The sequence below is a fragment of the Streptomyces sp. Edi2 genome (assembly GCF_040253635.1).
Lineage (GTDB): Bacteria > Actinomycetota > Actinomycetes > Streptomycetales > Streptomycetaceae > Streptomyces.
In genome coordinates this window covers 3,007,908-3,031,111 of sequence record NZ_JBEJGX010000003.1, presented here as the reverse complement: position 1 = coordinate 3,031,111, position 23,204 = coordinate 3,007,908, and the positions used below count along the sequence as shown (strand labels likewise).

General features: G+C 69.3%; 17 protein-coding genes. 11 read left to right on the top strand and 6 right to left on the bottom strand.

Features of this window, described 5'->3' with window-relative positions; translation table 11 throughout:
* The first annotated feature begins 28 nt into the window (after positions 1–28).
* Both ABR737_RS16765 and ABR737_RS16760 read left to right on the top strand, forming a co-directional pair.
* Positions 29–4,912: a DNA repair ATPase gene (locus ABR737_RS16765; RefSeq protein WP_350250972.1), complete on the top strand. Its 4,884-nt coding sequence runs from the start codon at positions 29–31 to the stop codon at positions 4,910–4,912.
* Positions 4,913–5,061: 149 nt separating this feature from the next.
* A complete protein-coding gene (locus ABR737_RS16760) occupies positions 5,062–5,523 on the top strand; it encodes a CBS domain-containing protein (protein ID WP_350250971.1) in 462 nt (153 codons plus the stop codon).
* Here ABR737_RS16760 and ABR737_RS16755 read toward each other — a convergent pair.
* On the bottom strand, positions 5,503–5,946 hold the full coding sequence (locus ABR737_RS16755; protein ID WP_350250970.1) for an STAS domain-containing protein: 444 nt from the start codon (positions 5,944–5,946) through the stop codon (positions 5,503–5,505). The genes ABR737_RS16760 and ABR737_RS16755 overlap by 21 nt on opposite strands.
* 305 nt (positions 5,947–6,251) lie before the next feature.
* Here ABR737_RS16755 and ABR737_RS16750 point away from each other — a divergent pair, with 305 nt between their 5' ends.
* Complete coding sequence (locus tag ABR737_RS16750; protein WP_350250969.1) at positions 6,252–7,499, top strand: cation:proton antiporter; 1,248 nt, start codon at positions 6,252–6,254, stop codon at positions 7,497–7,499.
* A 55-nt stretch (positions 7,500–7,554) separates the two neighbouring features.
* Positions 7,555–8,853 carry an ArsB/NhaD family transporter gene (locus ABR737_RS16745; protein WP_350250968.1) on the top strand — a complete coding sequence of 433 codons (1,299 nt, stop codon included), beginning with the start codon at positions 7,555–7,557 and terminating at the stop codon, positions 8,851–8,853.
* Between the two features lie 73 nt (positions 8,854–8,926).
* Here ABR737_RS16745 and ABR737_RS16740 read toward each other — a convergent pair whose 3' ends face one another.
* The 3 genes from ABR737_RS16740 to ABR737_RS16730 form a co-directional block, all read right to left on the bottom strand.
* The gene (locus tag ABR737_RS16740) at positions 8,927–9,415 is read right to left on the bottom strand and encodes a DUF4142 domain-containing protein (protein ID WP_350250967.1); all 489 of its coding nucleotides are present in this window, start codon (positions 9,413–9,415) and stop codon (positions 8,927–8,929) included.
* 694 nt (positions 9,416–10,109) lie between these two features.
* Positions 10,110–10,559: a GNAT family N-acetyltransferase gene (locus ABR737_RS16735; protein ID WP_350250966.1), complete on the bottom strand. Its 450-nt coding sequence runs from the start codon at positions 10,557–10,559 to the stop codon at positions 10,110–10,112.
* 129 nt (positions 10,560–10,688) lie between these two features.
* A complete protein-coding gene (locus ABR737_RS16730; RefSeq protein ID WP_350250965.1) occupies positions 10,689–12,008 on the bottom strand; it encodes an NsdA family TPR-like regulatory protein in 1,320 nt (439 codons plus the stop codon).
* A gap of 175 nt (positions 12,009–12,183) precedes the next feature.
* Between ABR737_RS16730 and ABR737_RS16725 the strand changes: the two genes are divergently transcribed.
* The 5 genes from ABR737_RS16725 (at position 12,184) to ABR737_RS16705 (ending at position 17,068) form a co-directional block, all read left to right on the top strand.
* A complete protein-coding gene (locus tag ABR737_RS16725) occupies positions 12,184–12,513 on the top strand; it encodes a hypothetical protein (RefSeq protein ID WP_350250964.1) in 330 nt (109 codons plus the stop codon).
* A gap of 289 nt (positions 12,514–12,802) precedes the next feature.
* Positions 12,803–14,710: a nucleotidyltransferase domain-containing protein gene (locus tag ABR737_RS16720; RefSeq protein WP_350250963.1), complete on the top strand. Its 1,908-nt coding sequence runs from the start codon at positions 12,803–12,805 to the stop codon at positions 14,708–14,710.
* Between the two features lie 2 nt (positions 14,711–14,712).
* Positions 14,713–15,825, top strand: a complete 1,113-nt coding sequence (locus tag ABR737_RS16715; protein ID WP_350250962.1) for a hypothetical protein — start codon at positions 14,713–14,715, stop codon at positions 15,823–15,825.
* Complete coding sequence (locus ABR737_RS16710) at positions 15,806–16,597, top strand: SDR family NAD(P)-dependent oxidoreductase (protein WP_350250961.1); 792 nt, start codon at positions 15,806–15,808, stop codon at positions 16,595–16,597. Before ABR737_RS16715 ends, ABR737_RS16710 begins: the two co-directional genes overlap by 20 nt.
* Positions 16,598–16,627: 30 nt before the next feature.
* Entirely contained in the window at positions 16,628–17,068 is a 441-nt protein-coding gene (locus tag ABR737_RS16705; protein ID WP_350250960.1) for an NUDIX hydrolase, read from the top strand.
* Between the two features lie 351 nt (positions 17,069–17,419).
* Here the strand turns inward: ABR737_RS16705 and ABR737_RS16700 are convergent, their stop codons facing one another.
* The gene (locus tag ABR737_RS16700; protein ID WP_350250959.1) at positions 17,420–19,084 is read right to left on the bottom strand and encodes a relaxase/mobilization nuclease domain-containing protein; all 1,665 of its coding nucleotides are present in this window, start codon (positions 19,082–19,084) and stop codon (positions 17,420–17,422) included.
* The gene (gene mobC, locus ABR737_RS16695) at positions 19,085–19,531 is read right to left on the bottom strand and encodes a plasmid mobilization relaxosome protein MobC (protein ID WP_350250958.1); all 447 of its coding nucleotides are present in this window, start codon (positions 19,529–19,531) and stop codon (positions 19,085–19,087) included.
* A gap of 1,913 nt (positions 19,532–21,444) precedes the next feature.
* On the opposite strand from mobC, the gene ABR737_RS16690 reads away from it, so the two are divergent.
* Both ABR737_RS16690 and ABR737_RS16685 read left to right on the top strand, forming a co-directional pair.
* A complete protein-coding gene (locus ABR737_RS16690; protein WP_350250957.1) occupies positions 21,445–21,645 on the top strand; it encodes a helix-turn-helix transcriptional regulator in 201 nt (66 codons plus the stop codon).
* Entirely contained in the window at positions 21,642–23,165 is a 1,524-nt protein-coding gene (locus ABR737_RS16685; RefSeq protein ID WP_350250956.1) for a tyrosine-type recombinase/integrase, read from the top strand. Before ABR737_RS16690 ends, ABR737_RS16685 begins: the two co-directional genes overlap by 4 nt.
* Positions 23,166–23,204: the final 39 nt, after the last annotated feature.

Below are 23,204 nucleotides of genomic sequence, written 5' to 3'. Positions count from 1 at the left end.
CGCACCTTTGCGAAGGGAACCGCACCCCATGTCAACCGGGGCAACCGGCCTGGACACCGGTACGTACGAGGTACTGCGCGACCGGCTCGCCGCGCAGGCCGCCGAACTCGCCCGCCGGGCCGAGGAACTCAACATCCGCCGCACCGCGGAGTTCGGGGCGACGCGGCTCGTACTCACCGGCACCGAGCGGCTGCGCACCGAGCACACCTGCCTGCCCCGCGACATCGTCGCCATCGGCGATGCCCTGCTGTTCGGATACGGCGCCCCGCCCGGAGCCACGTCCGAGACCGCCCCGGGCGAGGTCTTCGCGCTGTACGACCGCGACCTGAACCGGCTGGACGAGGACGCTGTTCCCGGCCTTCTCGACGACCCCGCTTTCGTCAGGGAATTCGCCGCCCTGCACCGCTATTACCGTGAGGTCCGGCTCCTCCAGCTGCGCCGGGTCGAGGGCAAGCTTCTCGCCGTCTTCCAGACCGGTGAGAAGACCGACGACATCCGGGTGCTGCGTTGGTCTGCCGCCGACGACGGAAGCCGGGTCCCCTTCCTCGACTCGCGCGGGGAGCGCGATCACGTCCTTCCGGCCTCGCACGACTTCCAGTGGACCGAGGCAACTCGAGAGGACCATGTCCTCGGCCGCCACCCGCACGTCTCCATCGCGGGCGAGGTATTCGTCGGTACGGCGAACGGCACCCTCACCATCAAGGTGGCGAACGACACCGAGACTGGCGAGGGGATCTACACCGAACCGGTGGACGAGCCGCTCCAGTCCCTCGCCGACGCGGAGATAGCCCATGCACGCGTGGGAGACCTCCTCCTGCTGAGGATCCGCCCCTACAAGGAGTCCGCCCACCGCCACCTGGTCTTCAACGCTCTCACCAAAGCCGTGGTGCGCCTCGACGGCATCGGCCAGGCGTGCCGCCGCCTGCCCGAGGACCAGGGGATCGTCTTCCCGGGTGGCTACTGCCTGGCCTCGGGTGCGTACAAGGTCTTCGACACGGACACCACCGGCCTGGAGTTCGAGCGCGTGGTCCGCTCGCCCAACGGCGAGGACATGCTCTTCGCCTTCCACACGCGCGCCGAGGGCCGCAGCCTGCTGCTGCCCTACAACCTGATCCGCAAGGAGGTCGCCACCCCGCTGTTCTGTCACGGCTGGGCGCTCTTTGACGATGGCACGCTGATGGTGCTGCAACACGGCATTGGTGGCGAACCGGCCCGCGTCCACCCGCTCCAGCTGTGGCGCTCTCCCTATGTCTCCGACACTCACGCCGCCGCGCAGCCCGTCGGCACCGGGCCCCTGGCTCGCGTGGGCAACGCCGACCTCGTCCGCGGTCTCTCCGACTGTCTCTCTCTTACTCGCGCCGTTGCCGAGACCAAGCCGACGACTGAGGTGTACGAGGCGCTGGTGGCCGGTTGCGCCCGTGCTTCGGACACCCATCACTGGCTCGCTGACGCCGAGCTGGGTGATCTGCGCACCCCGCTGGACGCGATGCGGGCCACCGCCGAGCAGGTGCTGAGCGAGTTCGAGACCGTCCAGGAACTGACCCGGAAGGCCGCCGATGCACTGAGCGAGGCGGCGGACCGTATCGCGTCGGTGGTCCGCCGCCTGCGCGGCGAGGCCCCGCGCAGCGCGAGCGCGTGGGTGGCGGGCCTGACCGAACTGCGGCAGGCCCAGGGCCATCTGCTCACCCTCAAGGACCTGCGGTACGCGGACACCACCCGCATCGACGACCTCGCCGCCGACGTCGGGGCCGACCTCGCCTCGTTCGGCCAGCGCGCCATCGCCTTCCTGGCCCGCGAGGACGCCTTCACCGGCCACCACCAGGACATCGAACAACTCGTCGCCGACGCGGAGTCGATCACCACGGTCGCCGAAGCCGCACCCGTCAGCGCCCGGCTCGACGAGCTGGCCGACGGACTCCAGACCGTCACCGAGGTCGTCGCGGGCCTCGACATCGGCGACGCCACCGTCCGTACGTCCGTCCTCGGCCGCATCGCGGAGGTACTGGGAGGGGCCAACCGCGCCCGCGCCACGCTCGATGCCCACCGCCGCGAACTCCTCGACCACGAGGGCCGCGCCGAGTTCGCCGCCGAGTTCGCCCTGCTGGGCCAGGCCGTCACCGGCGCGCTCGCCGTCGCGGACACCCCGGAGGCGTGCGACGAGCAGCTGGCCCGCATGCTCGTACGACTGGAGGACCTGGAGTCCCGCTTCGCCGAGTTCGACGACTTCCTCGGCGAGCTGACGGACAAGCGCACCGAGGTCTACGAGGCGTTCTCCGCCCGCAAGCAGACGCTCGCCGATGCACGCTCCCGGCGCGCCGAACAGCTCGCGGCCTCGGCGGCCCGGGTCCTGGAGACCGTGGCCCGCCGGGCCGCCACGCTCGCCGACGCCGACGCGGTCGCCACCTACTTCGCCTCCGACCCGATGGTGGCCAAGGCCCGCGGCATAGCCAAGGAACTGCGTGAACTCGGCGACCAGGTACGGGCGGAGGAGTTGGAGGGCCGCCTGAAGGCCGCCCGCCAGGAGGCATCCCGCGCCCTGCGGGACCGCACCGACCTCTACGCCGACGACGGCCGGACCATCCGCCTGGGCCACCACCGCTTCGCCGTCAACACCCAGCCCCTCGACCTGACCCTGGTCCCTCAGGGCGACGGCCTCGCCTTCGCCCTGGCCGGCACCGACTACCGCTCCCCGGTCACCGACCCGGATTTCGCCGCCACCCGCCCGTACTGGGGCCGGCTCCTGCCCTCGGAGTCGCCCGAGGTCTACCGCGCCGAACACCTCGCCGCCCGGCTCCTGGACGAGCACGGCCCGGCGGCCCTCGCGGCGGCCGACCTGCCCGCCCTCGTACGACAGGCCGCGGAGGAGGCGTACGACGAGGGCTACGAACGCGGCATCCACGACCACGATGCCACCGCGATCCTGGCCGTGCTGCTCCGACTGCACAACGGCGCGGGCCTGTTGCGCCACCAGCCCGCGGCCCGTGCCGCCGCTCAGCTCTTCTGGGCGCACGGGACGGCCGCCGAGGCCCGCGAAGTCTGGGCCCGTCGCGCGGTCTCGCTCGCCCGCGCCCGTGAGACGTTCGGCCTGGCCCCGGCGATCGCCGAATTCCAGGCGGAACTCGCCACCGCGATCGGCGGGGACGAGGCAGCGTCCGCCGCCGCGTACCTCTTCGACGAGCTGACCTCCGGTCCCGACGGGTTCGTCCTCAGCGCAGGCGCCCGCACACTGCTCGACAAATTCCGCCGCACGGTGGGCACTTCGGCCTACGACGAGGACCTGGCCATCCTCGACGACCTCGCCGCACGACGCCAGCTGGTCAAGGCGTGGCTCTCCTCGTACACCGCCGCCACCGGCACCGACATCACCGCCGGTGACCTGGCCGAGGCCGTGGCCGCGGAGCTCTGCCCGGACCTGACGCGCTACGAGTCCGAAACACCGCTGACCGAGACCGTCGAGGGACTGCTCGGCACCCATCCACGGATCACCCGCCGCGCGATCACGATCCGTATCGACGAATTCCTCGCCCGCACCATCGACTTCCGTACCCACGACATCCCCGGCCACCGCGCCTACCAGCGCCGGCGCACCGCCCTGGTGGCGGCCGAGCGCTCACGGCTCCACCTGGACTCCTACCGGCCTCGGGTGATGTCGTCCTTCGTCCGCAACCGGCTCATCGACGAGGTGTACCTCCCCCTCATCGGCGACAACCTTGCCAAGCAACTCGGCACCACGGGCGAGGCCAAGCTCACCGACACCGGCGGCCTGCTCCTGCTCATTTCCCCGCCCGGATACGGCAAGACGACGCTCATGGAGTACGTCGCCGACCGCCTCGGCCTCGTCCTTGTCAAGGCCAACGGCCCGGCACTCGGCCACACCGTCACCTCCCTGGACCCGGCCGAGACTCCGAACGCCACTGCCCGTCAGGAGATCGAAAAGATCAACTTCGCCCTCGCGGCGGGCAACAACACGCTCCTCTACCTGGACGACATCCAGCACACCGCACCCGAGCTGCTCCAGAAGTTCATCCCGCTGTGCGACGCCACCCGCCGCATTGACGGGGTCTGGGACGGCGAGCCCCGCACCTACGACCTGCGCGGCAAGCGCTTCGCGGTCTGCATGGCAGGCAACCCCTACACCGAGTCCGGCGGTCGCTTCCAGGTCCCCGACATGCTCGCCAACCGAGCCGACGTCTGGAACCTGGGCGACGTCCTGACCGGCAAAGAGGAGGTCTTTGCCCTCAGCTTCATCGAGAACACCCTCACCGCGAACCCCGTGCTGGCTCCACTCGCCGGCCGCAACCGCGACGACCTCGACATCCTCATCCGACTCGCCGCCGACGACCCCACCGCCCGCGCCGACCAGCTCACACACCCCTACGCCCCCGCCGAACTGGACCGCATCACCGCCGCACTACGGCACCTGCTCACCGCCCGCGCCACCGTCCTGGCGGTCAACAACGCATCCATCACCTCCGCGGCGCAGACTGACGCCACCCGGACCGAACCGCCCTTCCAGCTCCAGGGCTCCTACCGCAATATGACCAAGATCGCCCAACGCATCCAGCCGGTCATGAACGAGGACGAACTCGCCGCCGTCATCGGTGACCACTACACGGCCGAGGCCCAGACCCTCACCACCGGAGCCGAGGCCAACCTGCTGAAACTGGCCGAACTGCGTGACACCCTCACCCCCGGACAGTCGGTCCGCTGGGCGGAGCTGAAGTCCGCCTACGTCCGCGCCCAGAAGCTCGGCGGCACGGAGGACGACCCGGTCGTCCGCGCCGTCGCCGCCCTCGGGCTCCTCGCCGACCGGATCGCCGCCGTCGAATCCGCCATCACCCGTGCCGCCGACCCCCGCCACCTGGTGGCCAACCCCACGGCCCGGCACGCGTCCAAGCCGCACGCCGAATGAGTGCATTGCCTTCGGGGTGTGGCACGGCCTGCGAGCGCTCCGCCTCGTGGTCCCGTCCGGTCCAGCCGGTTGTATCGTGCCCAGTGCCGTCCGGGCGCCACTCCCGTGACGCCGAAGGCCGGCACCTCAGGGCGAGACAGGAGCCGATCGTGCGCGCACGTGACCTGGCGGTGGAATACGAGACGGTCAGCCTCGACAGCGAGGCCCTGGACGCGGCCCGGCTGATGGCCGAACACCGGCTGCCCGGCCTGCTGGTGGTGGACGAGAAGGGTGCCCCGGCGGCGATCCTGCCGGCCTCCCAGATGGTCAAGGTCCTGGTGCCCGGTTATGTGGTGGAGGACCCGACGCTCGCCGCGGTGGTGGACGAACGCCACGCGGACCGGCTGTGCCAGGCTTTGGCAGGCCGTACCGTACGGGAATGCCTGTCGAGGTCGGCGCCCACGCCGCCGGTTGCGTCGCCTGACGACACGGCTCTGGAGGTCGCGGCGTTGATGGCGCAGGTCCGCAGTCCGCTCGTGGCGGTCGTGGACAAGGACGAGAGCGGCGTGCGGCTGCTCGGTGTGATCACCGCCTCCCATCTGCTGGAGCGGCTACTGCTCGCCGCCTCCTGACCGGCGACCGGGAGCCCTGCCGGGGTCGCTGCCTTCATACACGTCGATGACACGCCTCAGCCCCAGCTGGCCAAGGGCGCGGCGCACCTGAGACCCGGCGTGGGTGGCAATCACCCGCGTACCGTGCTGCCACGCCAATCTGGACGCCGTGATGAACACCGCCCCGCCAACGCTGTCGAGGTGCGTGACCCGGCTGAGGTCGACTTCCAGGACAGCGGGACCGGAGCTGAGGACCTTCTGGAGGTTCTTCCGGATGCGCTCGGCGTTCTCGACCGTGACCTCCCTGGGCAGCCGCACGATGACGTGGTCCGGGCTGGAGGTGGCCCCGCCGCCGCGGTGACGGAACGGATGCAGCAGACGGCTGTCCGACCACGGCAGTCCGCGATGCTCGTGGTGCTCGTGAGCGGGGAAGTCGTCCGGCATCCGGGCTCCAGGGCAGGGGCGGGCTCATTGCCGACCAGACTTCCCGGCGCACCTGATCGTGAGCCTAGGCCCAGCTCTTGCCGACCGCCGCCGGAGCGGGTGGGGAATGGGCCGTTCGGGGCCTGCAACGGCTGGGCCGGCGATGTCTCGCCACTGCCGGAGCCCGGCAACATTCCCGTCCCCCAGGGTGCCCGTTAGTAATCTGTCAAAGACTCATCAAGAATCGGTAAGCTTCCGCACGGTGTGCCGGGAAGTCTGGTCGGCGAGCAGGGGATCACTCTCTCTTCCGATCGGGGGCTTTCGTCATGGTGCTCGTAGTGGTGTTCGGCGCCGCACTGCTGGTGGCGGTGTTGCTGTCGGGATTGGCGGCACGCACGGTGCTCTCCACGTCCTTGCTCTTCCTCCTCGGCGGTGCCCTCGTCAGCGACGGCTTCCTGGGGCTGATCCACATAACCCCCGACAGCGAGATCGTGTCCGTCACGGCCGACCTGGCGCTCTTCGCGGTGCTCTTCACCGACGGCATGCACGTCTCGCTGCCCAAGCCGCGGGCCAACTGGAAGAGCCCCGCTCGCGCACTGGGCCTGGGCATGCCGCTCGCGTTCGTCTTCATGGCACTGATCACCCACTACCTTGCGGGTCTGGACTGGACGACGTCCTTCCTGGTGGGCGCGGTCCTCGCACCCACCGACCCAGTATTCGCCTCGGCGATCGTCGGGCGGAGCGAAGTCCCCGCCAAACTCCGGCAACTGCTGAACGTGGAGAGCGGCATCAACGACGGCCTCGCCCTCCCCGTCGTCCTCGTCCTCATCGCCGCTGCGGGCCCGACGGCCGGCAGCGCGGAGGCATCGCTCGCCACCATCACGCTGGAGCTGGCGCTCGGCCTGGCCATCGGGATCACACTGCCCCTGGTCGTGGGCGGCCTCGTACGCTTCCGGCTGCTGGGCGCCGAGCCGAAACTCCAGCCGTTGCTGCCGCTGGCCGCCAGCATCATCCTCTACGCGACCTGCCACCTGACCCACGCCAACCCCTACCTGGCCGCATTCTCGGCCGGCGCGGTCCTGGCCCACGTCTCGCCCGAGGCCAGGCGGTCCTTCGAACCGCTCGGCGAGGCACTGGCGGAGCTGGCGAAGTTCGCGGCGCTGCTGGTCTTCGGCGCGCTGCTGACGCCGCAGCTCTTCAGCGCCTTGTCCTGGGGCGGCTACGCGGCCGTGGTACTGGCGATCGTCCTCATCCGCCCGGCCTCGCTGCTGATCTCACTGCTCGGCGCACGCTTCCCCCGCCGGGAGAAGCTGGTGGCCGCCTGGTTCGGCCCGAAGGGCTTCGCGTCGGTGGTCTACGGCCTGCTGGTGCTCCAGTCCGGCATCCCCCAGGCCGAGAAGGCATTCACGCTCATCGCCGTGTGCATCGCCTTCTCGATCACCGCCCACAGCTCCACGGACGTACCGATCGCCCGCGCCTTCCACGTCGACGACCTGGCCGCGATCCCCGCCGCTCACGAGGGCGCGGCCCCGCACGCGCTCACCAAGGAGACTCGCGCCGGTGCGCCCAGCTGACGACACCCCGCCCGGGCCGTGAGGGCCCGGGGCCGAAACCTTTCATCGGAGGATCGTGAACAACTGGCACAGCTGGGCGGCTATCGTCGTGTTCGTCGGCGCCTACGCCCTGATCATCAGCGAGAAGATCCACCGCGTCGCCGTGGCCCTCGGCGGCGCAGGGCTGATGCTGGTGATCGGGGCGACCGACGATGCGTCGGCGTTCTACTCCGCGGAGTCCGGCATCGACTGGAACGTCATCTTCCTGCTCATGGGCATGATGATGATCGTCGGTGTGCTGAAGAAGACCGGCCTGTTCGAGTACCTGGCGATCTGGTCGGTCAAACGGGCCCGCGCCAAACCGTTCCGGGTCATGGCCATGCTCGTCGTCATCACCGCCATGGCTTCGGCGCTCCTCGACAACGTCACGACGGTCCTGCTGATCGCGCCCGTCACCCTGCTCGTCTGCGAACGCCTCGCCCTGCCCGCCGCGCCGTTCCTCATCGCCGAAGTCCTGGCCTCCAACATCGGCGGCATAGCGACCCTGGTCGGCGACCCGCCCAACATCATCATCGCCAGCCGGGCCGGCCTCACCTTCAACGACTTCCTCGTCCATCTCGCCCCCCTCTCGGCGGTACTGATCGCCGTCCTCGTTGCCCTGTGCCGGGTCATGTTCCGCAAGACCTTCGTCTACAACGAGGACCGGGCAGCTGAGATCATGGCGCTGGAGGAGCGCGAGGCCATCAAGGACTCACGCTTGCTGATCCAGGGCCTGATCGTGCTCGCCCTGGTGGTGGCCGGCTTCGTCCTGCACCCGGTCCTGCACTACGCGCCCAGCATCGTCGCCCTGCTCGGCGCCGGCCTGCTCGTCGCCATCTCCTCCGCCGAGACCGGCGACGTACTTGCCGAGGTGGAGTGGCCCACCCTGGCCTTCTTCGCCGGGCTCTTCGTCATGATCGGTGGCCTGATCGACACCGGCGTCATCAACGAGATCTCCAAGGGCCTGGCCCACCTCATCGGATCCAACGAACTCGCCGGCTCCATGACGTTGCTGAGCGCCTCCGCCGTCCTCTCCGGCGTCGTCGACAACATCCCGTACGTCGCGACCATGGCCCCCATCACCAGCGACCTGGTTCACAACATGGGCGGCGGAAGCGACCACGTCATGTGGTGGGCCCTCGCCCTCGGCGCCGACCTCGGCGGCAACGCCACCGCCATCGGAGCCTCCGCCAACGTGGTCGTCCTCGGCATCGCCGAACGCAACCGCCAGCCCATCTCCTTCTGGCAGTTCACCAAGTACGGCCTGATCGTCACGGCGGCGACGGTGGCACTGTCGCTCCTGTACGTGTGGCTGCGCTACTTCGCCTTCGTCTGAGCAGGGCGGTCTGCCAAGGGCGGCACCTGCCGTTGCGGCGGTGGCCTCCGATCTGCCGTAGCAGGCCCCGGGGTCACTTGGGAATGGTCGACGCGACGTCGTCGAGGGTGGCGTCCGTGACGAGACCGGTGTCCTCCAGGACATCCATGTGGTCCTGGACGGTGTTGTTGGCCTGCGTCGCCAGTCGCCGCACCAAGGTGTTCTTGGTGGTTGCGCGGACTTCGCCGATGGTGATGAACACCTTCCCGTGGGACGCCCGGAGGAGTTCCACGAAGAGCTGGTCGAAGGCGCGGCCATGGGCCTTCTTCAACTGGCCTACCCAGCCTTGCTGTTCTGCGGTGGCCTGGTCGGGAATCGACACGTTCAACGCTTCGGAGTCCTCGCGGACCAGCTGATCGAGCTTGCTGTGCCCGTCGAGCACGTGCATGCCCGCGCGCTTGACGGCTTCGCTCGACGCATGCGTCTGGGCGAGCCGGCCCGCCGGCATCTCCCATAGGCCGGCTTGTGGGACCTTGGTGAGGAACGTCTTGTCCAACTCGGTAACGGCGCCTGCGTTTCCCACCCGAGGAACGGTTTGGCCGGCCCCCGACACCGGGAGATTCGCGGAGACCGACTCGTCGGCGGAACTGCTTCTCTGCGAGAGTCATACAGACACGGTGGCGATGACTGCCACGAGAGCGACGGCAATGGCTATCAGGCGGCCACGACGGGATGAGGGCCTCGGATTTCGCGCATGGGATTGCATCATGCCTCCGGAGGGGGTGCGCGATCGTTCATCGGGCGGACGCTGTTGCCCCTGGCAGCGCCGGGGCACGCGCCACGCTAACCTTTGCACTGAGCAAGCGAATCGATTCGGCGAAGGTGCTCAATTGCGCACAGCGCACAGCTGGCGTGGCTTAAGATGCCGCTTCCGGTTGCCCTTCCCTGCTTCCTTACCGGCGCCACCGCCGCAGGGCCGTCCGACCTCGTCATGACGACGGGCAGGACGTGAGAGGCGGTGGAATTGCATTCACGGACCGATTGACGAGACCGGCCATGCAGGGCAGACCTGAGCACGCTGCCTGGTCGTCGGCGCCGAGCGACAGCTGGTCGGTGACAGCGCAACCAACGCCTTACTCGCCGCTCAGTAGGGATTTAACAACTGAAGGGCCTTGGAACTCTCCCGCAACGGCATCCATGATGACTTCGTCGCATGTCTGCCCGAGCCAGTGCCCGGCTTCCCGGAGGTTGCCGGCAGTGCGGAAGCCTGCCTTCTCCTAAGCCCGGATGCCGGCTGTGTTCGGGGCGAGGACCTTGAGCCAGACCATGCGCAGGTTGGTGATGTGGAAGGCGCAGTCGAGGGTCAGGCGGGTGGCCTGTGTGCCGAGTCCTCGTCCGCGGGCTTCGGGGGCGAGCATGATGATGTATTCGGCGGTGCGGACGGCGTGGTCGGGCAGGAGGGTGGCGACTCCGCCGGGTACGGGCTCGCCGGAGGTGCGGTCGTAGATAGAGAATCGGATGTTCTCGCCGCGGAGTTGGTGGGCCATGCCTTCGGTGCGTGCTTCGAGGGACTCGGGTGCCTGGCGGCCGTAGCCGACGAGGAGGGTGGGGTCCTGTTCCCAGCGCCAGTACGTCTCGACGAGGTCGGCGCGGTAGGGGCCGAGTGCGCAGGTGTCGGTGCCGATCCACAGGATCGGGTCAGAGTTGGTGCTGATGGCGGGCTCCAATGGTGAGGGCGGCGGTGTAGGCGAGCATTGACGATGGCTCGGCGGCCGGGGCTCCGTTGTCAGTCTGCACCCAGGCATGGAGCCGGACGGGGTCTGGCGCGATGCCGTGGCACGAGCACCGGATGAGACTCAAACAGCGAACCGGGCCGCCCGCTCGCGCAGCTCCTGGGCCTCCGGGACTCCCCTGTACCGGCGCAGGCGGACGCGCATGTCCTGGAGGGCGGCTTGGACCTTCACGGAGCGGATGCCGTCCGCGCAGTCGAGGAAGTCCCGCCAGGTCACCAGGGCGCCGTCGGCATCGCCCTGGCGGAGCCGTACGCCGCCCAGGTCGGCCAGGACGATGGCGCGGGTGCGGCGGCGGTCGAGGCCGTGGATGTCGAGGGCGAGGTGGAGGTGCTCCTCGGCGGCGTCGAGGTCGCCGAGGCGGGAGAGGATCATGCCGGATTCGTGGGCCCATCGGCCGGGGGAGTAGTGGGCTGCCCAGGAGTCGCCGCTCGCGGTAACCGGCTTCCCGATAGCGGTCTCGGCCATGGCGAGGTGCCTGGTGGCCGTGCGGCGGTCGTCGTCCTGGGCTGCGGCGTTTGCGAGGGTGGCCTCGTAGTAGGCGACGGCGCGCGAGTTGTCGAGGTGGCGGCCATAGTCCACGCAGGCTTCGCCGAGCTGGACGGCCTCGGCTCGGTAGCCCAGGTCGACGCACTGCACGGCGAGCCCCCGCAGGGCGGTGGCGGACAGCTCCGGATCGCCGGCCTCTGCGGCCAGGCGGAAGGAGTGTGCGTAGTAGCTCTGGGCGAGCCCGCGCAGTTCGGGGGTGTCGCCTTCGTCCTGGGCCATCCAGCCCGCGAGGTGCACCAGCTGGGAGGTGGCGGCGAATAGCTCGCGGCCGGTGGTCTCGGTGAATCGGCCCTCCAGCCAGGGAGCGACGTCCTGGGTGAGGTAGCGGACGGCGAGGTGGCGGGCGTGGCCGCCGCCGAGTTCGGAGGCCGAGTCGCCGAGCGTCTTCACCATGTGGCGCACCGCTGCCACTTCGCCCCGGCCGACGCGCAGGCTCCCGGGAGAGGCGCTTTTGGTCCTGCGGGTGATGCTGTCCATGTCGGGCAGGTCGAGGGCGGACAGGGCGTATCCGCTGGATGCGACGATGAAGTTCCGGCGGTCCACGTCGCTCCTTCCCAGGTGTAGGACTGAGGCCACGGTATCGGTGCGGAGTGCCACCGGCATGGCCTCCGGAAGGTTGATCGCCTCCGGATCCAGTTCCAGCACTTGGGCGATGTAGGGCCACCAGTGGTCCGGGGTGCGTTCGCCCTCGATCCAGCGCCGGGCGTGCTGCCGCTGCAGACGACGCGGATCGCCGCTCTCAGCCAGCCCCAGAGCGCGTGCCAACTCTGAGGGCCCCCAGCCGCGTTCCTGGCACGCCTGCTTGATCAGATCCGCGACGGCCGGGTTCTTCGGCACCCCGTCACCCTCCCCACCTGGATTACGCGGGATTACGCAGGACTACATCCTGGGCCCTGTCCCGGGACCGCGGATCGCCGTTCACTGAACATCACCCCTTGGATCTCCGAATGGCTCGAACAGCCCCTGCGCAGGGCCTGTTGGCGCCTGCCCGGACGAGTGAAAGGAACCACTGGTGACGACGACCGATCAGGACTCCCGCACCCGCAGGACCACACCCTCGACGGTGGATGATTCGGCGCAGAGCGCCACGGCCCCCGAGGTGTCCGAGCGCCCCTCCCGGCCGACGACCCCGATCGTCCAGGGTCTGGCTCTCCTAGACAAGGACCCCCGCTACGACCGGCGGACCGGGCACGCGGCCCTCTTGGTAGACGTCTGCTTCCTCGATGGAACGAAGACAACCACGAAGCTCGAACTGGACCCGGGACGAGTCCAGTTGCTGAACATCCAACTGGAGCGGTCCATCGCTCTGCGCGAGGCGGCACGCAAGGAGGAGTCCGAGTGAGTCGGACCGTGTCGTCCGACCCGCTCGGAACTGCCCTGACCTGGGTGTGGGCGCTCGGTACGGCAGCCGGGCTCGCCATGGTCGGCGTGCTCGCCCAGGGCGAGTCCCCGGCTGTGCAGGGCTCCCTGGCGCACCCTTCGCTCCGCGTCGATGACACCGGTCCGGACGACGCCGCTGGACAGACCATTCTGGCTCTGACTTCCTCCGACGGGGCCGCCCGTTCCCCGAGTTCAGATACGACAGCACCTCGCCGGCACGCGTGCTCTGCACAACCTGTGAAGGGAAGCCAATGATCAGCCAGCTCACCAGCGATACGCAGCGCCTCCCCGTGTCGGTCGCGTTCAGCGGTCCCGACAACACTGGGAAGACCAAGCAGATCGGAATCCTCGCCCGCCGCATGAGCGCCAGCGCCACCTCGGCGGGGCCCCTCGACCACTACGACCGGCGCTGGGCCGCCATCAAGGCCGACGGCATGAGCCGCTGGTGGTTCGAGACCGGACCGGTACAGGAGGTCTGCGACGTCCTCGCCACCTCCTACCTGGAGCGCTCCCGCCGTCCGTTCTCGGCGCCGGTGCGGCTCCTCGACCGGGGCATCCCGATGCTGGAGGCATCCGTCGCGGCCACTGTCGCCGTCCGGGAGAACCTGGCCGCTTCGCAGGCCGCTGATCGTGCCCGCTGCCTACTGGCCCCATACGAGGCCGGTCTCCGGACCGCGGAAGCCGGCGAATGCGCCCTCCTGCTCCTGCACTGCGAGGACGCCGACGAAGGCACCCGCCGGAGCCTGTCCCACGAGGCCAGCGTCACCGACATCTACGCGGCCTATCAGCGTGTCCTCCAGGAGCAGATCAACCGGCTCACTGCGGAGGGCCGGTTCGCCATGACGATGCGCATCGGCGACCGGCCGACCGTCACTGTCCAGGACGAGGTCCGTCGGCTCCTGGCACCTCTGCACCCTGCCATCCCCGGCCGGGCGATGGCAGGCGTGCACGTCACCGCGCTCGGTGGCATGTCGGAGAGCGGCAAGAGCACGGCCGGCGAGTACTTACGCACGCACCACGGGTACGCCCGTCTCAAGATTGGCTACCTGATCCAGGACGCGGCCACCCGGGCGGGCATCGCTGACCCGTACCGGCTGGACCCGGTCGTGCAGGCCGAGCTAATCGTGGATGCCCTGGACCGATACTGCGAGGCACACCACTTCCTAGACTCCGTCAGCGTCGAGTCCCTGCACGACTTCGACTCGACGGCTGAGCTCGCCAGGATGCTCGGATCCCAGCTCACCATTGCCTACCTGGACGTCTCCGCAGCCGTCCGCGCACAGCGTGGCACCGCAGGCGCACGGGACGTTGCCGACCGTGACGTGGTCAAGAGCGCTCGGGGCGCAGACAAGATCGCCTCCATCGCCCAGGAGGTCATCGGCAACGACGGACCGCGCCTGGAGCTGGAGCGAAGGCTGGACCGCATGGCGCTGGCCCACAAGTGGCCCGAGCATCGGCCGAGCACCATGCCGGTCAACGCGCTGGGTCTGCCGGTACACCTGGAGTCCTATCTTTCCGAACTTCTCGACCGCCTGACTGGGCCGAGCCCGTTGATCGACCTGCTGGCCGTCACCGGCAGCGGCGCCCGTGGCAAGTACCAGCACGACTGGAGCGACCTCGACGTGTTCGTTGTCGCCGGCGTCGACTCCCTGGAAGGGATGCGGCGTGTGCTGGCCGACCTGGAAGCCGAACTCGGAGGCGTCAAGCTCGGGCTGACCGTGCTCACCCGCGCGGAGTGCCGGGCAGGAGCCGTCACCTCCAGGCTCGTGCACGTCCTGGCGCTCATCGGGAGCGGTGGCCTCGCCCCCCTGTGGTGCGCTGCCGGACTTGCCCTGCCTGCTCCGGACACGGATACCGACATCGACGTGAGCCTGCGCGACGGAATCCAGGCCGCCATAGAGATCCGTCGTCAGCTCCTGAAGGGTTCGCCCGACCTCCGCGACCTGTACAAGGTCACCGCGCTCCTGGCGAAGATCCAACTGCGTTTCCGCGGGATCGAGTGCCCCTCTGACAACGACGCCCTGCGGGTACTCGTCGAAGCCGGGCACCAGGACACGGGCATGGTCGCAGCGGCCCGCACCGAACGGGCTGCCGCCGACGAGTTGGCCATGGTCGTCCTGCGGAGCTGGCTGGCCACTCTTCCCGGGGACATGACGTGAGCATGAGCGACCGGCCAAGGGTGTCGAGCACGGCCACCTTCTACAAGGAGGCCACCACCCGTGAGGCGGCCGAAGCCGAAGCCAAGGGCTGGACGAAGCTCGTCTCGCGTCTCCAGGTCCCGGCCCTGCGGGGGCGTCTGCCGCTGCCGGACCGGCACCTGCTGGCGTACGAGGACGTCTTCGCCAGCGGGCGATGCGACCTGCTGCTCGGCGACGTGATCGCCCTGGCCGACCGCGATCCGGCCTTGCTGCCGCGCCTGGCCCGCCTCGTTGACGGCGTATGCCACGACCTGCGGTCCGCGGCCGCCGAAACCGGGAAGGTGGTCCCACTCGCCGAGTGCGTGCCCGCCCTCTACCTCGACCGAATCCGCCCCGGCGGACGACTCGACCGCTGGTACCTGCTGCGAGACGTGCCTTTCACCCTGCCCCACACCGATGTGACCCTCACAGTCCAGGAGTTGGCCGACTACACCGTCACCGCCAACGGCCGACCGCTCACGCTGAACGTCGCCGCCGTCGTCGACAGCGCCCGCCACGCCCTCGTCCCCGATCGGCGCTGGTTGGCCGGGTTGACGCAGGGCGACCCCACCGAGCCCAACATCGCCGATCCGCTGTGCTGGCTCGACTTCGAATGCGCCGGCCGCAATACCGCCGTGGGAGAGGCCGCCAACCTCCTCTGGTACCTCATGGCCATGGGCGGCTGGCTCGTCCCCCGCTACCAGCCCGACGTCTACGCCCGCACCCTGCGCCTGGCGCTGCCGGCCCGGACCAGCCCTCGCATCGACCGTCTGGAACTGCACGCCGCCGCCCGGCATATCGACATCCAGTACTCCTGGAACACCGGCCCCGGCCGCCACGCCGCCATCAAGAGAGCGCTGCACGGGCTCTGCGTCCAAGGCGGCATCGGCATGGATGAACTCCGTGCCTTCCTCGCCCTTCGCATCCTCGGAGTCATCCCGGCCGGTCGGCTGACCGGACACGACCTGCTGCTCGTCCTGATCAAGCTCGCCGAGAGCCAGGATGCCGCAACCAGCCTCGACGCCTTCTTCACCACTGCACCGGTCCCTCCTTCCGACCCCAGCGAACGGAGCCGCAATGCCCCTGTCCCTGCTTGAAGTACCGCTCCAGGCCCGGCCGCTGCAAGGCCGGATCGCTCTCGTCACGGGCGGAGCGACCGGAATCGGCGCCGAGATCGGCCGCGCACTCGCCGCTGCCGGAGCCGTGGTGGCCATCAACCACCTCGGCCAGGAGCGGGAAGCGCAAGCCCTCCTCGCCGCCTTCGACCGCGGCGGAAGCCTTGGGGTCGCGATCAACGCCGACCTGACCGACCCCGACGCCGTCCATGCGATGACCGACCGGGTCCGTGCGGAGGCGGGGCCGATCGACATCCTCGTGAACAACGCCGGGGCCTACCCCCGAGTCCCGTGGCGGGACACCGACGAGGACGCGTGGAACTACTCCCTCGATGTGAACCTCACCGCCCACTACCGCGCCTGCCACGCGGTGACCCCCGGCATGGTCGAACGCCGCTGGGGCCGCATCGTGAACATCGGCAGCGTCAACGCCCGGGCGGGACGGACCAACCTCGTCGCCTACAGCACTGCAAAGGCCGGCCTCCTGGGCCTCACCCGTTCCCTCGCCCGCGAAATGGGCCCGTACGGCGTCTGCGTCAACACCGTCCTGCCCGGCGCCATCCAAGTCGAGGCCGAGACCGTCATCCCCGCCCGCCACCGGGCCGACCCGAAGGACCAGATCAACCGCCAGTGTGTTCCCCGCCGTGGACGGCCCGAAGACGTGGCGGCCCTGGTGGCGTTCCTCGTGGGACCCACCGCGTCGTTCATCACGGGACAATCCGTCCACGTCGACGGCGGCTGGCTGCTGCACTGAGACCGTCAACAAGCAAGGAGACAAAGCCCAATGAACGAACGAGTCCGAGCCGTCCTCGTCACCGCGGACGAGACCATGCTGGTCATCCGCCGCTCCAAGCCCGGCGTCCCCGTGTACTGGGTGCTGCCCGGCGGCGGCGTCGAAGCCCATGATGAGTCCCGGGAGGCCGCCCTCCACCGGGAGATCCACGAGGAGATCGCGGGCAAGGCCGACATCGTCCGCCTCCTGCACACCCTGGAGGCCGCGGACGAGCGCCAGCTCTTCTATCTCGCCCGCATCGCGACGTGGTCCTTCGAAGACCGCACCGGCCCCGAGTTCAGCGCCGAGGGCCGGGGCGAGTACGCCCTGGAGGAGGTCCCGCTGACCGTCGAAGGAATCGACGGCATCGACCTCAAGCCCGAGGAGATCGCCCACGTTCTGCGGGGGGCCATCGCTGACGGGACCCTCACCCTCGACGAGACTACGGCTTGACCTGCGAGTACGCATGCCCTCGGGGCCAACGCTTCAACATGTTGGCCCTGGTGGCAACACAGGGTCTCAAGGGGGTAGGCCGATCGCGGCGACCTGTTCAGTCACTGAACGGAGTGGCCGTTCAGAGACTGAACACGCCCGCCGTTCAGAAACTGAACGCGATCCGGCCTGTTCCCTGACGGAGCGGCGTGCCTGTTCCCCGAGGGAACAGACACGCTGTTCCCTCGGGGAACAGGCCAGATGGCGAAGCCCCTGGTCGGACTCCCCGATTGGATAGTCCGAGCCCGGAGCACCGATCGCCCGGTTCACTCAGCGAACGTCCGGACGGCGCCGCTCGGGTCAGTGTCCGCTTCATCGGCTCCTACTCCGGGCCCCTGAGCCCCTTTGTACGGTTGTAGCGGAGCCAGGCGGAGCACTGCGTGTCGAGTTGGTGTTGACGGGGACCTCAACTGCTGGATCGTGGAGGCGGGCCAGCCGCCAGGTGAGGACTTCGCTGACGCTGGTGGCGGTGTCCAGTTCCCGACGACGGGCAGCCTCGGCGAGGAGCGCGGTGGGATCGTGGCCTTCAACCGATGTGTCATTGAGGGTGGTGGCGAGAGCGAGCCAGCCGGGTTCGGCGAGGATCTGCTCGGCCAGGTCAGGGAGTGCCCGGCGTACGAAGGCGGCCTGCTGCTCCAGAAGTGGCTGGGCGAGGCGCTGGCCCCGATGGTGGATCACAGCCAGTGGCTCGGCGGCTGCGGCCTGGTAGGCCGCGCGGAGGTGCTCGGCCGTTTGCCGGGCGGCTTCGGCCTGCTGGCTGTGGTCGCGGGTGCGGTGCCAGTGCTGTGCGGCGACGACCGCCAACAGGAGGGCGTCGAGGACGATCGCGAGAAGAGCCCCGTCTTCGGGCGGAGGCATACGAAGTATTGCCTTCACAGCCCGCCGCGTGGCCTGGGTCTGCTGGTGGCGGGCGCGGATGCGGGACCGGCCGGCGCGCTCGAAGGCGGCTGCTGCCTGGACCAATTGGGGCCGAAGGCCGCCGGGAGCGATCAGGGGCAATGCGTCGAGGGCTTCGGCGAGAACCGCGATGTGGGCCTGCCCGGCATCGTCCTCGCTGTGGGCGAGGAAGCTAGGTGTCTGGTCGACGGCGAGAGCCAGCCGTCGCCATGCGGGGACATGGGGCTGGCCCGCCACCGTTGCCTCCGTGGACACCAGGCGTTCGATGATCTTGGGATAGGAGAGGTCGGGCGCGAGGGTGGAGCCGGAGAACCAGACGGGCCGGCCGTCCTTGTTGGTGTCGCCGGCGAGGGCGACCTTGTATCCGCGGATGTCGCCGGAGGGGAAGTACTGGATGTCCACGAGAGCCCCAGAGCCTTCGACGATGTTGAAGAACTCCTCGGTGCTGGTGGCAGCCGAGAGGGCGGTGCGGACGATGGTTCGGAGGCGCTCGCGGGCGGTCCGGGCGTTTCCCGTGCGGCGCGCCTTCTCCTGTTCGGCCCGGGTGGGCCGCTTGGCGGCGGTGCGGTCGCCGCGCGGGAGCTGGCGCAGGCCGTATGCCTTCTCGATGGCGGCGAGTTCCTTGTCGGCGTGCAGGTAGTCGTTCCAGTTTCGGGGTGGGCGGAGGTCGCCTCGGACTTTGGTGGCGACGATGTGGATGTGGTCGTCGGCGTGGCGGACGGCGATCCAGCGGCAGGCGTCCGGGTCGCCAGCGGGGGCGATGCCGGTGGCATTCAGCACGCGACGGGCGATGGTGGCCCACTCGTCGTCGGTCAAGGTGCGATCCTCGGGTGCGGCGCGGATCGAGCAGTGCCAGACGTGGTTCTTCGGTGCCTTGTCGTCGGCCTGCTTGACGCGCAAGTCGAGGACAGTGGCGAGCTGGGCGAGGGTGGCGTCGGGGTCGCGGCCAGGGTCGGGCGCGAAGCCGTCGAAGGACGCGACGAGGTGGGGGTCGGTGTGCTCGTTGGCGCGGCCGGGCCCGTAGAGGTAGTTCAGGACGCCGCGAGTCTTGTTGCCGGGCTTGACGATGTTCGCGATCAATCAGGCCGCCCAGCGCTGTGTGGCGGCCACATCGGCTGCTGTGTCCACAGCCGAGAGCGCCTCCTTCACGAGGGCCACTAGCCGTCGGGCCTCGGCGAGTACGGCGGCGTCCACGGGGTGTGCCTCGCCGCCGGCGTTGAGGCGGTGGGCGATCTGATTGGCGTTCCTGCCGATCCTGGCGACCTGCTCGCGCAGGGCGGCGAGCTCGTCGATCAGGTCGTCCGTCGCCGTGCGCTGCTCGGGCAGGGCGAGGGCGCCGTCCAGGTGGGCCATGACGATTGCGCCGACGAAGTGAGCGCCGGCCAGACCGAGCCCACGGGCCTCGGTCAGGATCTCCTGCTTCTCGGCGACGCTGTAGCGGACGTCGACGCGCTCTTTGCGCTGTACGCCCTGGCGGACGCGGCGGCGAGCGACACGGTGCAGCGCGGCCTCGTCGGCGGCACGCACAACCCCTGTCGTCGGTGCGCCCTCGCTCCGGGGCTCTGCCTCCGCCACCCCTGGGGCGGAGGCTTCTGCGTTGGTCCGGCCCTTGGACGGTCCAACGCCATACCTTGCTCCGCCTGCGGCTGAAGTGGCCCCGTCTGCCTCGTGGTGGGGGATGGCCGCGTGGAAGTGGTCATGCATGAGCGTTCTTTCCGTGGTGTGTGGGTGTGACAGGACTCGGTGTGCTGGGGGTGGTGTGGGCTACTGACGCCAGTAGCTGGATGACGCTGCGATAGCCCGAGGCCCGCAAGCCCGGCCTCGGCTGTCCGGTCCGCGGTCCGGCAGATCGACTGCGTGGTCCGTCGTCCGTGGTCCGCGGCAGGAATGTCGGCGCATCGCGGACGGTCCGCCGATCACCGGAGCGGACCGAGCCTTCGGTCCGGACCGCCGTCCGCAGAGGTCGGGAGAGGAACCGGTCCGCTGTCGGCGGACCAGTGGGCTGACCTGTTTCTTTGTCGGTCCGCAGACCGGAATGGTCTGCGGACCGGGCTGGCTTGTGGACCGGGCTGGGCTGCGTGGTGGTCCGCGGAGTTGGTCCGCCGGTCCGCGGACCGGCGACGGGCAGTCCGGGGGACCGGTCCGTCCGCAGATGCCTCGGTCCGATTCGGTCCGCGACGCTGGTCCGCAGTCCGCAGTCCGCAGTCCGCAGTCCGCAGTCCGCAGTCCGCAGTCCGGGGTCTCCGGGTGTGTCGTCTGGTCCGCGGTCCGGACCAGACGGCTGGAGGGTGATGGTCCGCAGCGGCAGCGGACGGTCCGCTAAACGCTCGCTGCTCTGGTCCGCCGCGGAGCGCTACACCCAGCTCCTTGCGGCCTGGGGCAGACCGCCGGGTGCGTGCTCAGGTGGTGACCAGCGAGGCCAGAGGTGCTCAGCGGCGATCTGGGGGCCGTTGATGGCCCTGCTGGGGCTCGGCGCCAACCGTGCACGGAAATGCGCTGACGAGCCGACACGGGGCGGCAGGCGGGGTGTTCGAGTCGTGGACGGGGAATCGGTATCCCAGGAGGCAGGGCGGCGTAGCGGCGAGGGTGTGGTGGCCGGTCGGCGGGGCTCGCGGCCAACACCGTAACCCAAGATTCCGGATTGGCCACGGCCAGAGCGATCGATCGGAGACCGGTAGGGGCGAGTTCGTCGGTGAAGCGACTACCCCCGGCGCGTGACCTCGATCGGCCTCCAGTCGGGGGGTGGAGGCGCGGGCGCACCGCGCCCCGAAAGGAAAGATCCAGGATCCAAGATCCTAGATCCGGACGACGAGCCCTCGACGAGCCCTCGTCAAAAATTCACGAGGGCTCGTCGAATGGCGTCTGACCTGCATCTTTCCGTTGAGGGGTGATGAGGGCCACAAACCTCGGCGGAGAGCGACGAGCCCAAGGGCGTGTTGCTGGCACGCCACCCCTCCAAACCGTCGAACTGCCGCAAAGCGGATTGCGCGAGGGCTCGTCGAGCCCTCGTCGAATACTCGCGAGGGCTCGACGAGCCTTCAGCGAGTCTTCGCCGACTGCACGGCATCAACGTCGACGGTCGGTGCCAGGAGTCGCCTGTAGCAGTGGATCCCGGAATTCCGAAATCCGGGTTTCTCCTGACGATTAAACAGGTCCGCACCCCGCTGCACGTGGTGGCGCAGCTGGTGCGGACGTGGAGGACCGGTCCCGTGTGCTCAAGCGGAAAGGAGTTCGGACGAGCGCGCGTGCTGGGTCCCCCTACGACCAGGTGAAGCAGTCACCCGGGCGAATCGTCTCCCCCTGCAACGGCGTGCCGTGTCGCATTCCCTGCGCCAGACGCCGAGTGAGGAACCCATGCACCGATCCGCGATACCCCCTGCCCTCGTCATGCCCGTCGGCCCCGGCCTCTCCGCCGGCCGCGTCGCGATGGAGGCATCGGCTTGACCCACGCCCCCCGCCGGCCGAGCGACAAGCTGACCGTCGACGAGTTCTGCAGCGAACTGCGCATCTCGCGCTCGACCTTCTACGAGTGGCGGCAGAAAGGCCGGGCTCCGCACTGCATACGGATCCCGAACGGTGCCCTGCGTATCCGGCGCAGCGACATCGAGAACTGGCTGACGGACTGTGAGGGTCGCGCGTGACGGACCGGTCCTTCAAGGTCCGCTTCTACGACACGGAGGTCTACAAGGGAAAGCGCGGCACCACCCACACCGTCCGCTGGTCCGTGAACGGCAAGCGCCGCGGCGAGACTTTCAAGACCAGCGCCCTTGCGGAGTCCTTTCGCGCGACGCTGCTCGTTGCGGCGAACAACGGCGAACCCTTCGACCTGGAGACCGGACGCCCGGTCTCCCACGCCTCGCCCGCAGCCGAGGTCACCTGGTACGAATTCGCCCTCCAGTACGTCGACATGAAGTGGCCCCGCATCTCGGCGAATAACCGCAAGAGCACAGCCAAGGCCCTGACGAAGATCACCCTCGCCCTGCTGCACGCCCAACCGACGCACTTCGACCCCGTCGAGGTCCGCAGGGCCCTGCGCGAGTACGCGTTCAACAAGAACCGACGCGACGAGGCCCCTCCCGAGACACGCACGATCCTGTCCTGGATCCGGGGCAACTCCCTGCCCATGCGCGCTTGGGAGGACACCAGGCACGTCGACAACGTGTTGCTGGCGATCGGCACCCGGTTGGAGGGGTCGCGGACTGCGGCCAGCTCCGTAAACCGCGACCGGCGCATCACGAACGTGGTCCTGAAGCACGCCATCCGGCAGAAGATCCTCAGGACCAACCCGCTACCCAAGGGAAAAGACGAGAACGCCGCGCCCAAGGCAGCCGGGGCCGTGGACAAGCGGTCTCTGCTCCATCCCGGCCAAGTCGCCAGTCTCCTGGCCTGGATCGGTGACCGTCCCCACACCGGCTACCGCCTCCGCGCGTTCTTCGCCACCCTCTATTACGCAGGCCTGCGTCCGGAGGAAGCCGTCGCCCTGCGGGTCGATGCCGCCACGCTGCCGGCTTCCGGGTGGGGAGAGTTCCTGGTCCACACCGCTGAACCCGAGGCCGGCCGTAACTGGACCGACGACCGAGAAGTCCATGAGACCCGTGACCTCAAAGGGCGAGCCGTGGGTGACACCCGGCCTGTGCCCGTACATCCCGCCCTCGTCGCGATCCTGCGCGATCTGACCGAGGAGGACGGCCTCAAGCCCGGCGATCTGCTCTTCCCCGGGGAGAAGGGAGGGCTGCTCGCCGGATCGGTCTTCCGCCGGGTCTGGCGCAAGGCCCGAAAGGCCGTCCTCGACGAGCACGAGTACAGCTCGCCCGTCGGCAAGCGCGTGTACGACCTGCGCCACACCTGCCTGACGACGTGGCTCAACAACGGCATCCCGCCGGCCCAGGTCGCCGCCTGGGCGGGCAACAGCGTCCCCGTCCTCCTGGCCACCTACACACGCTGCATCACCGGACAGCTGACCGAACTCCAGGGGCGGATCGAAGAGCCCCAGCGGCTGCCTGCCGTGCCCGTGGCCGTGAAGGGTCCGTCGGAAAACTTCGGGAAGTTTTCGGGAAAACCAGCCGCCGAGAGCCGTTCAAAACCGGCGTCAGCCGGACTGGCAGCCTCGTCGCCGGGTGTCGTTCCGGCCCTGCCGAAGCTGCCACGCCGCGTCCGTTAAACCGCCTCTGAGCTGCAAAAAAGCCCTCCACGAGGGAGG